This is a genomic window from Streptomyces sp. NPDC020362 (assembly GCF_040642095.1).
Lineage (GTDB): Bacteria > Actinomycetota > Actinomycetes > Streptomycetales > Streptomycetaceae > Streptomyces.
Genome location: NZ_JBFAET010000116.1, coordinates 14425 through 29419, shown reverse-complemented (window position 1 = coordinate 29419; position 14995 = coordinate 14425). Strand labels below are relative to the sequence as shown.

11 protein-coding genes are annotated in these 14995 nt (G+C 72.0%); 7 read left to right on the top strand and 4 right to left on the bottom strand.

Annotation, left to right across the window (positions count from 1 at the left end; all coding sequences use genetic code 11):
- Window positions 1–405 precede the first annotated feature (405 nt).
- Both AB0H32_RS31385 and ptsP read left to right on the top strand, forming a co-directional pair.
- Complete coding sequence (locus tag AB0H32_RS31385) at window positions 406–855, top strand: PTS glucose transporter subunit IIA (RefSeq protein ID WP_361127431.1); 450 nt, start codon at window positions 406–408, stop codon at window positions 853–855.
- A 78-nt stretch (window positions 856–933) separates the two neighbouring features.
- Window positions 934–2604, top strand: a complete 1671-nt coding sequence (gene ptsP, locus AB0H32_RS31380; RefSeq protein WP_361127428.1) for a phosphoenolpyruvate--protein phosphotransferase — start codon at window positions 934–936, stop codon at window positions 2602–2604.
- Window positions 2605–2673: 69 nt separating this feature from the next.
- Here ptsP and AB0H32_RS31375 read toward each other — a convergent pair whose 3' ends face one another.
- Window positions 2674–3567, bottom strand: a complete 894-nt coding sequence (locus AB0H32_RS31375; protein WP_361127425.1) for a hypothetical protein — start codon at window positions 3565–3567, stop codon at window positions 2674–2676.
- A 22-nt stretch (window positions 3568–3589) separates the two neighbouring features.
- Window positions 3590–4864: an MFS transporter gene (locus AB0H32_RS31370; protein ID WP_361127422.1), complete on the bottom strand. Its 1275-nt coding sequence runs from the start codon at window positions 4862–4864 to the stop codon at window positions 3590–3592.
- Between the two features lie 55 nt (window positions 4865–4919).
- On the opposite strand from AB0H32_RS31370, the gene AB0H32_RS31365 reads away from it, so the two are divergent.
- Window positions 4920–6239: an aminotransferase class I/II-fold pyridoxal phosphate-dependent enzyme gene (locus AB0H32_RS31365; RefSeq protein WP_361127419.1), complete on the top strand. Its 1320-nt coding sequence runs from the start codon at window positions 4920–4922 to the stop codon at window positions 6237–6239.
- Window positions 6240–6254: 15 nt separating this feature from the next.
- Here AB0H32_RS31365 and AB0H32_RS31360 read toward each other — a convergent pair whose 3' ends face one another.
- Entirely contained in the window at window positions 6255–8222 is a 1968-nt protein-coding gene (locus AB0H32_RS31360; RefSeq protein ID WP_361127417.1) for an acetoacetate--CoA ligase, read from the bottom strand.
- 214 nt (window positions 8223–8436) lie between these two features.
- Between AB0H32_RS31360 and AB0H32_RS31355 the strand changes: the two genes are divergently transcribed.
- A complete protein-coding gene (locus tag AB0H32_RS31355) occupies window positions 8437–10797 on the top strand; it encodes a TIM-barrel domain-containing protein (protein WP_361127414.1) in 2361 nt (786 codons plus the stop codon).
- A 9-nt stretch (window positions 10798–10806) separates the two neighbouring features.
- Here the strand turns inward: AB0H32_RS31355 and AB0H32_RS31350 are convergent, their stop codons facing one another.
- The gene (locus AB0H32_RS31350; RefSeq protein ID WP_361127411.1) at window positions 10807–11343 is read right to left on the bottom strand and encodes an NUDIX domain-containing protein; all 537 of its coding nucleotides are present in this window, start codon (window positions 11341–11343) and stop codon (window positions 10807–10809) included.
- Between the two features lie 228 nt (window positions 11344–11571).
- Here AB0H32_RS31350 and AB0H32_RS31345 point away from each other — a divergent pair, with 228 nt between their 5' ends.
- From AB0H32_RS31345 to AB0H32_RS31335, 3 genes are all read left to right on the top strand, one after another.
- Window positions 11572–12018: a zinc ribbon domain-containing protein gene (locus tag AB0H32_RS31345; RefSeq protein ID WP_361127408.1), complete on the top strand. Its 447-nt coding sequence runs from the start codon at window positions 11572–11574 to the stop codon at window positions 12016–12018.
- Complete coding sequence (locus AB0H32_RS31340) at window positions 12015–13205, top strand: lipid-transfer protein (RefSeq protein ID WP_361127405.1); 1191 nt, start codon at window positions 12015–12017, stop codon at window positions 13203–13205. The genes AB0H32_RS31345 and AB0H32_RS31340 overlap by 4 nt, the downstream gene beginning before the upstream one ends.
- Before the next feature lie 133 nt (window positions 13206–13338).
- Window positions 13339–14988 (top strand): GGDEF domain-containing protein, encoded by a 1650-nt coding sequence (locus AB0H32_RS31335; RefSeq protein WP_361127402.1) that lies wholly within the window; start codon window positions 13339–13341, stop codon window positions 14986–14988.
- Window positions 14989–14995 lie beyond the last annotated feature (7 nt).

The following is a 14995-nucleotide window of genomic DNA, read 5'->3' as shown; positions in this document are numbered from 1 at the left end:
GTTGATTTTTGGCACGCTGTTGAGTTCTCAAGGAACGGTCGCTTCCTTTGTACTCACCCTCTCGGGCTTTCCTCCGGGCTTCCCTTCGGTGTTTCAAACTCTACCAGGGTTTTTCCGTCTCCCTGACCACTCTTTCGCAGGCATGCAAAAGATGATCCCGAGATAGGATCTGACGAGTTTGGGTTCTGCTCGGTGGAGGCACTTTTGCGTCGCCCCGCCTCAAGCAGGAGTACGACTGTACACGGGGCCCGGAAGCGCGTGCAAATCGACCGGGCTGGTGGTCTAGACCACTTCCTGGTAGCTTCTAAACGGAACCGCCACTTCATCTGACATACGCTGCTGTTCAGTGCCGTCCGGGACAGGCAGTGACGGCCCGTATGCAGCTTCACGCCTGGGAGGCCTCCCATGACCACCGTGACGTCCCCTCTCGCTGGACGCGCCATCGGACTGGCCGCCGTGCCGGATCCGGTCTTCTCCGGGGCCATGGTCGGCCCGGGCACCGCGATCGACCCCGTGCGTGAGCCCTCCGAAGCCGTGTCGCCCGTGGACGGCGTCATCGTTTCCCTGCACCCGCACGCTTTCGTCGTGGTCGACGGGGAGGGGCACGGCGTTCTCACCCATCTCGGCATCGACACCGTTCAGCTCAACGGTGAGGGCTTCGAGCTCCTCGTCAACAAGGGCGACACCGTTACGCGCGGGCAGAGCATCGTGCGCTGGAACCCCGCCGCGGTCGAGGCCGCGGGCAAGTCCGCGGTGTGCCCCGTCGTGGCGCTGGAGGCCACGGCCGAGTCCCTCTCCGACCTCTGTGACAGCGGTGACGTGAAGGCCGGCGGCAGTCTCTTCACCTGGAACTGACGGCAGAGCCGTCGCAGGGCGGCGTTCAGGACAACCACTGCGGCGGCGGGACCCGCCGCACTATCGGAGACGGGTGAGATGGTGACAACGCTGCGAGGCGTCGGCGTGAGCCACGGTGTGGCGATCGGCGAGGTTCGGCACATGGGAACGGCGGTGCTGGAGCCGCCGGCCAAGCAGATCCCGGTGGAGGAGGCGGAGCGCGAGCAGGGGCGGGCGCGCCAGGCCGTGGACGCCGTGGCGGCCGACCTGATGGCACGCGGCAATCTGGCGGGGGGCGAGGCCCAGGCCGTGCTCGAGGCACAGGCCATGATGGCCCAGGATCCCGAGCTGATGGCGGACGTAGAGCGGCGCATCGCCGTCGGCAGCACGGCCGAGCGCGCGGTGTACGACGCGTTCGCGGCGTACCGGGAGCTGCTGGCCGGGGCCGGGGAGTACCTCGCCGGGCGGGTGGCCGACCTCGATGACGTGCGGAACCGTATCGTCGCCCGCCTGCTCGGGGTTCCCATGCCGGGTGTCCCGGACAGTGACGAGCCCTATGTACTGGTGGCACGGGACCTGGCTCCGGCCGACACGGCGCTGCTGGATCCGACTCTGGTCCTCGGCTTCGTGACCGAGGAGGGCGGGCCGACCAGTCACAGCGCGATCCTGGCGCGGGCGCTCGGCGTTCCGGCGGTCGTGGCGCTGCCGGGCGCCGGTGAGCTGGCCGAGGGCACGGTGATCGCCGTCGACGGCAGTACGGGTGACATCTTCGTGGACCCGAGCGACGAGAAGAAGGCGGAGCTGCAGGCCGCGGCCGCCGAGCGCAAGGCGGCGCTGGCCGCCTCCACCGGGCCGGGTGCGACGGCCGACGGTCACAAGGTGCCGCTGCTGGCCAATGTCGGCGGGCCGTCGGACGTGCCGGCCGCACTGGAGGCCGGGGCCGAGGGCGTCGGACTGTTCCGTACCGAGTTCCTGTTCCTGGACGACAGCAAGAACGCGCCGTCCGAGGAGAAGCAGGTTTCGGCCTACCGGCAGGTGCTGGAGGCGTTCCCCGAGGGCCGTGTGGTCGTGCGGGTCCTGGACGCCGGTGCGGACAAGCCGCTGGACTTCCTGACCCCCGCCGACGAGCCGAACCCGGCGCTGGGCGTGCGTGGTCTGCGGACTCTGCTCGACCACCCCGAGATCCTCCGTACGCAGCTGACCGCGCTGGCCAGGGCCGCGCAGGGGCTGCCGGTCTACCTGGAGGTCATGGCGCCGATGGTGGCGGACCGCGCGGACGCGAAGGCGTTCGCGGACGCCTGCCGTGAGGCAGGGTTGCGGGCCAAGTTCGGTGCGATGGTGGAGATCCCGTCGGCCGCGCTGCGGGCGCGTTCGATCCTGCAGGAGGTCGAGTTCCTGTCGCTGGGGACCAACGACCTCGCGCAGTACACGTTCGCCGCGGACCGTCAGGTCGGTGCGGTGTCGCGGCTCCAGGACCCGTGGCAGCCCGCGCTGCTCGACCTGGTCGCGCTGTCCGCAGAGGCGGCCAAGGCCGAGGGCAAGAGCTGCGGCGTGTGCGGTGAGGCCGCGTCCGACCCGCTGCTGGCCTGTGTGCTGACGGGTCTCGGTGTCACCTCCCTGTCCATGGGTGCGGCGTCGATTCCCTATGTCCGGGCGACGCTGGCGAAGTACACGCTGGCGCAGTGCGAGCGGGCCGCCGCTGCCGCCCGTGCCTCGGACAGCGCCGAGGATGCGCGCAGTGCGGCTCAGGCGGTGCTGTCCGGCGAATAGGCCCGTCCGGTCACCGTCGCTGGTGTGGTCAGGGGCGTCCCGCCTTCGGGTGGGGCGCCCCTGGCGCGTTCAGTGTCGGTGTCCCGGTGCTGTTCCGTCCTCTCCCAGGTCGGGCGGTACGCAGTAGTCGACGCCCGACTCGGGGGAGATGATGTCGCCGGATTCGGCGTCGGTGCAGTAGGCGTCGAAGACTTCTGAGGCGGTCAGTGCTTCCAGACGGCCTCCGCGGATCCGCCAGCCGTGGACGCGGTCGGCGGCGTCGGGTGCGCTGACACGCATGACGAGTCCGCCGGGGCTGTTGGTGGCGAGGCCGAGGGCCAGGACGCTGGTGAATTCGAGGGCCTCGGCCTCGTCGAGTTCGAGGGCGCCTTCGGTGCCGTCGTCGGCGTGCAGGACGGAGACCAGGGTTTCCGGTGGTCCGGAGACACTGCAGACGAGGTGCCGGTGGCCGGGCGGGGCGGTGTCGAGGATGCGGACGACGAGGTCGGAGGCGCGGGTGAAGGCTGCGCGGCCGATGTCCTCGCCGCAGGTGGGGCACGGGCCGAGACGGGTCAGGAGGGTGGTGGCGTACTCCCAGGTGGCCTGCCGTACGGCTTCGTCCACGAGGACGGGCAGGAGGGTGGCGAGGGGGCGGCCGTCGTAGGGAACCGTGGGGCCGACGGCCGCCAGTTCCGCGGTGAAGCGGGTGCGGCTGGCCGGGGCTTCGGGATCGAGGCCGGTGTCGGCGCAGTAGGCGGCGTAGTCCTCGGGGTCGAAGAGGGCCAGGGTGGTGTGACCGCCCTCGGCCGCGCGGCTCTTGAGGAGAGCTTCCACTTGCTGGAGGTAGGTGGTGTGGTCGTCGAAGGCGAAGCTGCGGTAGCGCCGCATGGTGCGGAAGTCGTGCTCGTCGGTGAGCAGGCCGATGGTGCCGGCGATCTCGCGGCGCAGGGCGCGTCGCATGGTGTGGTGGTCGGTGTGCGCCATGTTTCCCCCAATGCGCAGTCGATCAATGCTCACTCACAGTAACGGTGGGCACTGACAACGGGCTCCGTCGAAGGCGGTCGCGGACCAAGCGGTGCTGAATTCCGCAGGTCAGAGCAATGGTGGCGCCGAAGAGAGCCCAGCCGAGGGGTCCGGCGGCGAGGGCTGCGGTGACGGCGAGCGGGCCGATGCTGCGCTGGGTGGACTGGGCGAGGCCGTGGACTCCCACGTAGGCGCCGAGGGTGGTGTCGGGGGCGAGGGCCACGGACAGTTCCCAGGAGACGGTGGCGTGGAGCATCTCGGCCAGGGTGAAGGCGATGGCGGAGGCGGTGAACAGGCAGACGGCCAGGAGCGTGCCTCCGGTGGTGGCAAGGGCGAGGGTGACGCCGCCGAGGGCGAAGGCGGCGGACAGGGGCAGGAGGAGGTTCCGGGCGGCCGCGGTGGAGGAGCCGTAGCGGGCGAGCGGCACTTGGAGGGCCACCACCATCAGGTTGTTGAGGACGAGCAGCAACGGTGCGAGGCCGTGGGGTACGCCCTGGCTGTGCGCGATCGAGAGGGGCAGGCCGATCTTGAAGACGGTGTCGTCGAGGAAGAGGACGGTCTCGGTCGCGATGTAGGCGAGGTAGGTGCGGTCGCGCCAGGGGCTGGTCGGCGCGGTCTTGCGGGGCGCACCGTTGCAGGTGGCGGCGATGCGTGTGGTCGACGGGGGCTCCGCGCAGGTCAGGGTGAGGAGCGCGACCAGGACGAAGGAGAGGCCGTCGCCCGCGAGGAGCCAGCGGTAGGCCGTGGTGGTGCCGAGGGTGAGTGCCGCCGCGGCGGCCAAGCCGCCCAGGGCCCAGCCGGCGTTGGAGGCAGTGCGGTTGACCGCCTGGTAGCGGACCCGGTCGGCGCCGGCGATGCGGGTGGCATAGAGCCTGGTGAGGACGCTGGAGGCGCGGTCGCCGAGGCTCCCGACCGACGAGAACGCGAGCAGCAGGAGGTAGTGGTCGGTGGTGAGCAGGGCGAAGGAGGCGAGGGCACGCAGGATCTGGAGTGCGATCAGGACGCGGGTGAGAGGTAAACGGTCGGCGAGGCGTCCGCCGAGAGGGGCGCCTGCGATGCCGATGGCGCCGGAGACGGCTGCGAGCGTGCCGACCTGGGCGACGGAGAGCCCTGACACGTAGGTGAAGTAGAGGACGGAGACGGATGCCCACAGGCCGCTGCCGATGCGGTCGAGGAAGGTGACGAGGAGCATCCGGCGTCCGTCGCTGCCTCCGGGAATGCGTGGCGCCCGGTCGGCGCCGCGCGGTTGCGCGTCCACTGTTCCCCCTGTGCGGAGCTTGAGCCGCGTTATGTATTGGTACATAATTGTCAACGTGGCAACACAATATGAGATCAGTGGTACGACGGCCAAGGGAATTGCCGGCTCCGTCGAGAGCGGCGTGGCCGAAGGGGCGCTGCCGCCAGGTGCCGCACTGCCGCCCGTACGACGGCTCGCGGAGGAGCTGGAGGTGAGTCCGGGCACGGTCGCCACGGCGTACCAGGAGCTGCGGCGGCGAGGCATCGTCGTCACGCGTGGGCGGGGCGGCACGGTGGTCGCGTCGGCCCCGGCGGTCGCTTCACGCCGGCCGCCGAAGGTGCCGGAAGGGCTGCGCGACCTGGCCGGCGGACATCCCGATCCGGCGCTGCTGCCCGCCCTGGTGCCGCCTTCGCGGCTCTCCCCCGGTGCCCGCTCCCATCGCTCGGCTCCCCGGCTCGCGCGGCTGGAGGACGCCGTGCGCGACTGGCTCGGGGCGGACGGGGTCCCCGCCGGGCACGTGACGTTCGCGCACGGGGCGCTCGACCTGATCGGCCGGGTGCTGTCGGTGGAGTTGCAGCCCGGGGACACCGTGGCCATGGAGGATCCGGGCTATCACCATCTGCTGGATCTGGTTCCGGCGTTGGGGCTGCGGATGGTCCCGGTCGCCGTGGACGACGAAGGGATGCGTCCGCAGGCTCTGCGCACGGCGCTGCGGAGCGGTGTGCGGGCGGTGGTGTTCAGTCCACGGGCGCAGAATCCGTACGGCGGCTGCTTCTCCGTGACCCGCAGGGACGCGCTGGCCGAGATGCTGCGGGACCGGTCCGATGTGCTCGTGGTGGAGAACGACCACGCCTCCGAGGTGGCCGGTGCCGGCCTGCACACGGTGACCGGCGCCGGTCTGACCCGCTGGGTGCATGTGCGGACCGTGAGCAAGTTCCTGGGGACCGATCTGCGGTGGGCGGCCGCGGGCTGTGACCCGGTCACGCTCGCCCGGCACGACGGGCGGCTGCTGCTGACCTCGGGCTGGGTCAGCCACCTGCTGCAGGAGACCGTGCACGGGCTGATGACGGACGGGAGCACGCGCGCGTCGGTGGCACGCGCGCGTGAGACGTACGCGCTCCGCCGCACCGTCCTGGCCCGGGAGCTGGCCGTGCGGGGCATCACCTCGCACGGCGCGAGCGGCCTGAACCTGTGGGTGCCCGTGCGGGACGAGTCCGCCGTGGTGAACGGGCTGCGGTCGTACGGGTGGTGGGTCGCGGCCGGAGCGAGGTTCCGCCTGGCCTCCGCGCCCGGGGTCAGGATCTCGGCCGCGGGTCTGGAGCCGGCCGAGGCCGAGCGGCTGGCCTCGGACTTCGCCACCGTGCTCGGTGAGTCCGAGGCCACCTATGGAGGGTGACGTGCCCTGGTCGGGTCAGGCGCGCTTGCGGGCCAGTTCCTCGTAGAAGCCCAGCAGGGCGATGTTGTCGATGGACCCGGGGTTGACGGCCTTCTCCAGGGGCGTGCCCTGGAGAAGGCGCTTGACCGGGACCTCGATGCGCTTGCCGGTGAGGGTGTGCGGGACGGCCGGGACCTCGATGACCTCGTCGGGCACATGGCGCGGCGAGAGCTGTTCGCGGATGGCCTGCTTGATCCGGTTCAGGAGGGCCTCGTCCAGGGTGGCGCCGGGCGCCAGGTGCACGAACAGCGGCATCCAGTAGCCCCCGTCGGGCTGCTCGACGCCGATGACGAGGGACTCCTTGATCTCCGGCAGGCGTTCGACGACCTCGTAGATGTCGGCCGAGCCCATGCGTACGCCCTGCCGGTTGAGGGTGGAGTCGGAGCGGCCGTGGATGATCACGGACCCGCGCGAGGTGACGGTGATCCAGTCGCCGTGGCGCCAAACGCCCGGGTAGGTGTCGAAGTAGCTGTCGTGGTAGCGGCTGCCGTCGGGGTCGTTCCAGAAGCGGACGGGCATCGACGGCATGGGGTTGGTGACGACCAGCTCGCCCACCTCGTCGACGAGCGGCTTGCCGCTCGGGTCCCAGGACTGCAGGTCGGTGCCGAGGCCCGGCGCCTGGAGTTCTCCGATGTACACCGGCAGGGTCGGTACGGCTCCTGCGAAGCAGGAGCAGACGTCCGTGCCGCCGCTGACGGAGGCGATCCACAGGTCGTCAGAGACCTCGTCGTGCAGCCAGCGGAACCCGTCGGGGGGCAGGGGCGAGCCGGTGGTGGCGACGCACTGGACCCGGGAGAGGTCGAAGTCGCGCGAGGGGTGCACGCCCGCCTTGCGGCAGGCCATGACGTAGGCGGCCGAGGTGCCGTAGAGGGTCGCTCCGGTGCGTTCGGCGACCCGCCACTGTGCGCCGGTGTCCGGGTAACCGGGACTGCCGTCGTACAGGACGATCGTGGTGCCCGTGAGCAGGCCGGAGACGAGGAAGTTCCACATCATCCAGCCGGTCGACGTGTACCAGAAGAATCGATCCTCGGGGCCGAGGTCGCAGTGCAGGCCGAGCTGCTTGAGGTGCTCGACGAGGATGCCGCCCTGGGACTGGACGATGGCCTTGGGCAGGCCGGTCGTGCCGGAGGAGTACAGCACCCACAGGGGGTGGTCGAACGGGACCTGCTCGAAGACGGGCTCGGTGTCCGCCGCCGTCAGCGCCGACCACTCCAGGGCGCCCTGCGGGGCCTCGGTGCCGAGGAGCGGGATGTGGACGACGGCGCGCAGGGTGGGCAGCTCACGGCGCAGTTCGGCGACGGTCTCGCGGCGGTCGTGCTCCTTGCCGCCGTAGCGGTAGCCGTCGACGGTGAACAGCACGACCGGTTCGACCTGCTGGAAGCGGTCGAGGACGCTGCGGGCGCCGAAGTCGGGGGCGCAGGACGTCCACACGGCGCCGACGGCGGCCGCGGCGAGGAGGGCCACCACGGCCTCGGGGATGTTCGGGAGGTAGCCGCTGACGCGGTCGCCGGGGCGTACGCCGAGGGTGCGGAGTTCGGCGGCGAGGGAGCCCACCTGGCGGCGCAGCTCGGCCCAGCCGACCGGGCGCGGTTCATGGGTCTCGTCGACGTACAGGAGGGCGGGCTCGTCCGGACGGTCGGCCGCGGCGCGCAGGGCGTGCTCGGCGTAGTTGAGGGTGGCTCCGGGAAACCACTGGGCGCCCGGCATCGAGCGGTCGCCGAGCACGCGCGCGTAGGGCGTCGAGAACCGTACGTCGAACCACTCCGTGACCGCTTTCCAGAACGTGTCCAGCTGTTCGACGGACCACCGGTGCAGCGCCTGATAGCCGCCCTCGGCCGGGGCACCGTGGTGCTCGGCGGCCCAGGCCTGGAAGCTGGTGATGCGGGCCTGGGCGATCCGTCGGGGATCGGGCTGCCAGAGCGGCTGGGGGTTCGCGGTCGACATGGGGCTGCTCCCGGACTGTGCGCGTCGTGTGCGTCGGTCCGCGCACGGGCTGGGGTGTGCGCGTGACGCGGCTGACAGGGACGATGCCATGTGATCGACTTCTGCACCAGGGTGCGCCCCACATAGTCCGCGTCGTGAAGATGTGGTCCTGGCACGGGTGAACGGAAGTTGAACGAGACGCGCGCGTAAGGCGGTCAGTGGCAGGGTGAACAGCATGGACGGTCGTGACCTGGTGCGTTCGGTGAATCTGGTCGGTTCGGGGAGGGCGGCTCAGGGGTTGCGTACCGTGCGGGCCGCCTGGCGCAGGAGGCGCATCGACGCCGCCGGGCTGCCGCCGCGGGGCGTCGAGCGCGCGCGGGTCCCGGGGCAGGTGCAGGGCGTGGAGCCGGGCCCGGGGGGCGGCCTGATCCTTTTCAGCCGGTCCGAGCTGCGGATCACCGTCGCGGTCAACGGTGCCGTCTTCTGGGGCTGGGACGGGGCCGGCCCGGAGCCGTCGTACGCGCTGGCCGGGACCTGTCCCGAGCCGGATCCGCGCGTGGTGCTGGAGCCGGACAAGGACGGTGGCTGGCGGGTCGTGGCCGAGCGGGTCACCGTCGTCGTCTCCCGGCACGGCGCGGTGCAGGTGTGCACGCCCGGCGGCGTGCTGCTGCGGCAGGATCTGCCGCCGCGCTGGTGGGAGCCGGTCGGCGGAGGCACGGCACGGTGGAGGCAGCAGTCACAGGTGGCGGCGGACGCCCGGTTCTTCGGCCTGGGCGGGCGCGCCGCCGGGCCTCGGCTGCGGGACGGCACGTACCGGCTGTGGAACACCGATCCGGGACGGGCGTTCGGGCCCGGCGACGATCCGTTGTACCTGACCATGCCGGTACAGCTGGTGGTGGCCGACGCCGCGTCCCATCTGGTGTTCCACGACACCACGTGGGACGGCCGGGTGATCCTGCAGGAGGGTGAGGAGGGCGCCGGGTCCGGGCACGACCGGGCCGGGCGCTGCGAGGTGCGCATGGAGGGCGGTCCGCTGCGCTGCTGGGTGATGGTGGGCACCCCCGCGCGCGTGCTGCACACCTGGGCGTCGCTGACCGGTGCACCCGCGCTGCCTCCGGAGTGGGCGCTCGGTCACCATCACGCGCGGTGGGGCTTCGGCAGCGAGCAGGAGGTGCGCCGGATCGTCGCGGGCTACCAGGAGCACGGTCTGCCGCTGGACGCCGTCCACCTGGACATCGACCACTACGAGGGCCACCAGGTGTTCACCGTCGACCAGGAGCGCTTTCCGAAGCTGCCGGTGCTCGCCGAGGAGCTGCGCCGGGACGGGATCCGGCTGGTGTCCATCGTCGACCCGGCGGTGAAGGCTGTGCCGGGCAACGCCGTGTACGACGGCGGGTCGGCCGTGGACGCGTTCGTACGGGACGCCGCGGGCCGCTCGGTACGGGGCGAGGTGTGGGCCGGCGAGTCGGTCTTCCCGGACTTCACGCACGCGCGCGTGCGCAAGTGGTGGGGCGGACTCTACGAGGAGCGGCTCGAGCAGGGCTTCTCGGGGTTCTGGCACGACATGAACGAGCCGACGTCGTTCAACGCCTTCGGCGAGCCGACGCTGCCGCGGTCGGCCCGGCACGCCCTGGAGGGGCGCGGCGGCGACCACCGGGAGGCGCACAACGTGTACGCGCTCTGCATGGCCAGAGCGGCGTACGAGGGGCTGCGCGAGCTGACGCCCCGGGAACAGCCGTTCCTGTTCTCACGGTCCGGCTGGGCGGGCATGCAGCGCTACGGCGGCACGTGGTCGGGGGACGTGGCGACGGGCTGGCCGGGCCTGCGGGCCTCACTGTCGCTGGTGCTGGGTCTCGGGCTGTGCGGCGTGCCGTACTCGGGTCCGGACGTGGGCGGCTTCGACGGGAGTCCGTCGCCGGAGCTGTATCTGCGCTGGTTCCAGCTCGGCGCGTATCTGCCGCTCTTCCGGACGCACGCGAGTCTGCGGGCGGGACGCCGCGAGCCCTGGGAGTTCGGCTCCGAGGTGCTGGAGCACGCGCGCGTGGCGCTGGTCGAGCGCCGGCGTCTGCTGCCGTACTTCATGACGCTGGCACATCTGGCCCGGCGCACCGGCGCTCCCTATGTGCGGCCGGTGTGGTGGGGATCGCCGGAGGACCGTGCGCTGCGCGACTGCGAGGACGCGTTCCTGCTCGGCGACTGTCTTCTGGTGGCGCCGGTCCTGGGCCCGGGGGCCGACCGGCGTGCGGTGCAGCTGCCGCGGGGACGTTGGTACGACACGGTGACGGAGCAGGCGTACGAGGGTCCGGCGCAGGTGCTCGTGGACGCGCCGCTGTCGCGGATTCCGGTGCTCGCGCGCGCGGGCGCGGTCCTTCCCGTCCGCGGCGAGGACGGCGGACTGGAGCTGGAGGTGTGGGCGCCCGCCCGTGGACGGACCGGTGGCGGGCTGGTCGTGGCGGACGCGGGCCAGGGGTGGGACGAACCGTCGATCGAACGCTATGCCGCGCGCCTGCAGGGAGCAAAGGTGGTGGTCACCCGGGAGAGCGAGGACGGTGCCACCGAGCCGCCCTACCCGGTGCGCATCCGGGGACTCGGCTGAGCGGGCGGCTCAGACGTAGCGGCCCTCGAACCACGCCCGTACGGCCAGGGTGTGCAGCGGGAAGGCGAGTTCCTCGGGCCTGCGCAGCAGCTGCCAGCCCTCGGTCTCGTCGGTGGCCTCGGAGTGCGGGAGTCCTTCGGCGGGGCGTTCCGGCAGGAGTCCGAACAGCAGCAGATGCCCGTCGGGGGAGCTCATGGCGTCCACGAGCCGCACGTCCCGGGCGGAGGCGTCGATGCCCGTCTCCTCCTTGAGTTCGCGGACGACGGCCTGCTTCCAGTCCTCCCGGTCGTCGACGTATCCGCCGGGCAGTGCCGTGCCTCCGCGCGCGGGGGCGATGGTCCGGGTGATGACCACCAGGGCCGTGCCCTTGGTGTCGTACACGGGCTGGAGCGCGATCGCGACCGGCAGCGGGTTGCGGTAGGCGACGTTTCCGCAGGACGGGCAGGTGCGCGGCCAGCCGGAGATGCCCTCCCCGTAGGGCGCTCCACAGCTCGAACAGTGCGAATCGGGCACAGAGTTGGCAGTCGAGTGCTGAATTTCGGACACGCGCGGACTGTATCCGATCAGAGGAAGGGCGTCTTCCGGCAACGTCGCTCAGGGAGAGAGCGGGGACCAGGAGGGCCGACCCAGGACCACCCCCGTCGGCCCCGGATCGCCCCCTGTCATCACGACACCGAAACGGGCCGTCCGGTTGCGCGGTACGCCCTGCCCATTTCCGGTTGCCCGTGGCACACTTCTGACGCTCCGTCAGGTCACGTATCGCCGGGAGGAACGTTGTCGCACCCACGCACACCCGCGGTCTCCGGCTGGTTCACCGGCGAGGGGGACCGCTTCCGGCTTCTGGGCACCCGCTGCTCGTCCTGCGCCACCGTCTTCTTCCCCCGGGAGGACGGCCATTGCCGCAACCCCCGCTGCACGGGCGGCGCGCTGGAGGAGGTCCCGCTGTCACGGACGGGCCGGATCTGGTCGTACACCGACAGCCGTTACCGCCCTCCGTCACCCTATGTGAGCAACCCGGAACTTCCCTGGGAGCCGTACGCGTTGATCGCGGTGGAGCTGGAGCCCGAGCGGATCGTGGTGCTGGGGCAGGCGGTTCCCGGGGTCACCGTCGCCGACCTGACGGTGGGCATGGAGGTGGAGGTCGTCCCCGGAGTGCTCCACGAGGACCCGGGGACGACCTGGACGACCTGGCACTGGCGGCCCACGGGGGTGACGGCATGACGGCGGACGTGGCGGTGCTCGGCGTGGGCATGCACCCATGGGGCAAGTGGGGGCACGGCTTCGCCGAGTACGGGACGGCGGCGGCCCGCGCGGCCCTCACGGACGCCGGTCTCGAGTGGCAGGACGTCGGCTCGATCGTGGGCGCGGACACGGTGCGTGGCGGATATCCGGGGTACGTGGCGGGAGCGACGTTCGCCAGAGCCCTGGGGTGGCAGGGAGCCCGGGTCGCCAGCGTCTATGCGGCGTGCGCGTCCGGGGCGCAGGCGATCGCGACCGCACGCGCGCAGATCCTCGCCGGGCTCGCGGACGTCGTCCTCGTGGTGGGGGCGGACTCCGCACCCAAGGGGTTCTTCCGCCCCGCGGGCGGGGATCGGCCCGACGATCCGGACTGGCTGCGGTTCCGCCTGCTGGGCGCGACGAACCCGGCCTACTTCGGACTGTACGCGCGCCGGCGCATGGCGGTGCACGGCGACACCCTGGAGGACTTCGCCCTGGTCAAGGTGAAGAACGCCGCCCTGGGAGCGCTCAATCCGTACGCGCGCTACCGCAAGCGGGTCACCCCCGAGGAGGTCGCCGCCTCCGCGGTGGTCGCCGATCCCCTGCGACTGCTCGACATCTGCGCGACCTCCGACGGCGGCGCCGCCCTGGTGCTGTGCAGCCTGGACTTCGCACGCCGGCACCGAGCGGTGCGGCCCGTACGGATCCGGGCCGTCTCGACGGTGACACCGCGCTTCCCGAACACGCTGCTGGACCTGCCGGACATCGCCACGGACTCGGCCGTCGCGGTGGAGCCCCCGGGCGAGACCTTCCGGGCGTCGATCGCCCGGACCGCCTACGAGGAGGCGGGCATCGGACCCGAGGACCTGTCTCTGGCGGAGGTGTACGACTTGTCCACGGCGCTGGAACTGCAGTGGTACGAGGATCTGGGGCTGTGCGGCGAGGGCGAGGGCGCGAAACTCCTGCGGGAGGGTACGACGGCCCCGGGCGGCCGTATACCCGTCAACACCAGTGGCGGGCTCGCCGCCTTCGGCGAGGCGGTGCCGGCCCAGGCCATCGCCCAGGTCTGTGAGCTGACCTGGCAGCTGAGGGACGCGGCGGGCGACCGGCAGGTCGCCGGGGCACGCGTGGGGATCACGGCGAACCAGGGACTGTTCGGGCACGGATCGTCGGTGATCGCGGTGCGGTGAGCGGAGCCCGTCACGGGCATGTGCGGCAGGCGGGCCCCATGGGGTTGTCAACGCTGCGTGATCGGCCCGGAATGCTGCGTGAACGTCTTATGAACTGGGCCTGGGCGTAACCGGGCAGCGACATCATGCTCCCGTGCACTCCTGGACGGATACTCTCCGCTTCGCCTTCCAGCCGGTGGTCAACCTGAGGACTGGCGCGGTCGCCGCACTGGAGATACTCGCCCGCCCGGAGACCGGCGACATCCTGGCCGAAGCCCGACGGAACCCCGAACTCGACGGAAATCTGGCCGTGTTGGCCCTCCGTGCGGCCACTCGCAAGGAGACTCTGCTGCCGCTGCACCTGAACGTGTTCGCGGCCACGCTCGCCGATCTCGGGGGGCTCGCCCCGCTGCACGCCGCCGTACGCGCGGCGGGGCGGATGCCCTGGGAGGTGACCCTCGACGTCGTGCCGCCGTACACCCATGTGCCCCAACGGGCACTGCTGGAGGCGGTGACCGCGCTGCGGGAGCAGGGCTTCCGCATCAGCGCCGACGGCATCGGGGACGGGGACGTGCCTCTCAGACTGCTCACCGACCTCGCCCCCGACCTCGTGAAGCTCGACGCCTCGCTGCTGGCCCGGCCTGCCGCGGTGCGGGCGATGCGGACCCTGTGCGAGCAGCTGGGCGCCCTGGTGGCAGTGGAGGGCGTGGAGACCGAGCTGCAGTGCGCGGCGGCCCTGGCGGCCGGCGCACAGCTCGCCCAGGGCCAGCTGTTCGCGCCGCCGGCCCGGATCCCGGCGGCGGAGGTATACGTTCCGCCGAGCACTCCCGGTGCGCCGGCCATGCCCCGCTCCGGTCCGTCGGTGCGCGAGTTCGTGCGGCCCGCCGCCGTTCTGCCGGTCACCGCCTCGGCCGGGCAGGTACGGGCGCTGCTGACCGGCTCGCCGGACGTCTCCGGGGTGTTGCTCGTGGACCAGTCCGGAGCGCCCGTCCGCTCGGTGCACCGTTCGCGTTTCCTGCTGTCGATGTCCGGCCGGTACGGGCACGCCCTGTACGCGGACCGGCCCGCCTTCAAACTGGGGGACGCGCCGCGCACGGTCGGTGTCGACGCCACCGCCTGGGAGGTGCTGGACGTGGTGGCGGTCGGCGGCCGCGACCGCACCTCGGACGATGTGGCGGTCGTCGACCGCCGTGGCCGCTGCGTGGGCGTCGTACGGCTCGCGGATCTCGTGCGGGCGCTCGCCGAGACCCGGGTGGAGGAGGCGGCCGGGCTCAATCCGCTGACCCGGCTGCCGGGTTCCGACGCGATCACGAGCGAGGTGGACCGGCGCATCGCCGACGGGCGGGCGTTCGCGCTCAGCTGGCTGGACATCGACCATTTCAAGCAGGTCAACGACGGCTCCGGGTTCGCGGCCGGCGACGAGCTGATCCGCTCGGTGGGTCGGGCGCTGCAGGAGACGGTCGCCGGGCACGCGCGCGTGGGCCACATCGGCGGGGACGACTTCCTGGTGCTGGCCGAGGAGGAGGCGCTCGACCCGCTGGTGGCCGCCGTGCTCGACGCGCCCTGGTCGGCGGGCGGCCGCGCGGTCACCCTGTCGCTGGCGACCATCGTGTGCGTGCCCGGCAGCGTGTCCGATCACCGGCAGGCCGCGGCCCGCCTGGCTCCGCTGAAGAAGACGGCGAAGGCGCTGAACGGGACGAGCTGGGTACTCGGACGCGCGGGACTCCCCGGGCTCGAGATCCGGCGCGGGGCGGGCGCGGCCCCGGCCCAGGCGGGGTGCGCGGCCGTCGAGCCGCTCCGGTGAACACCCC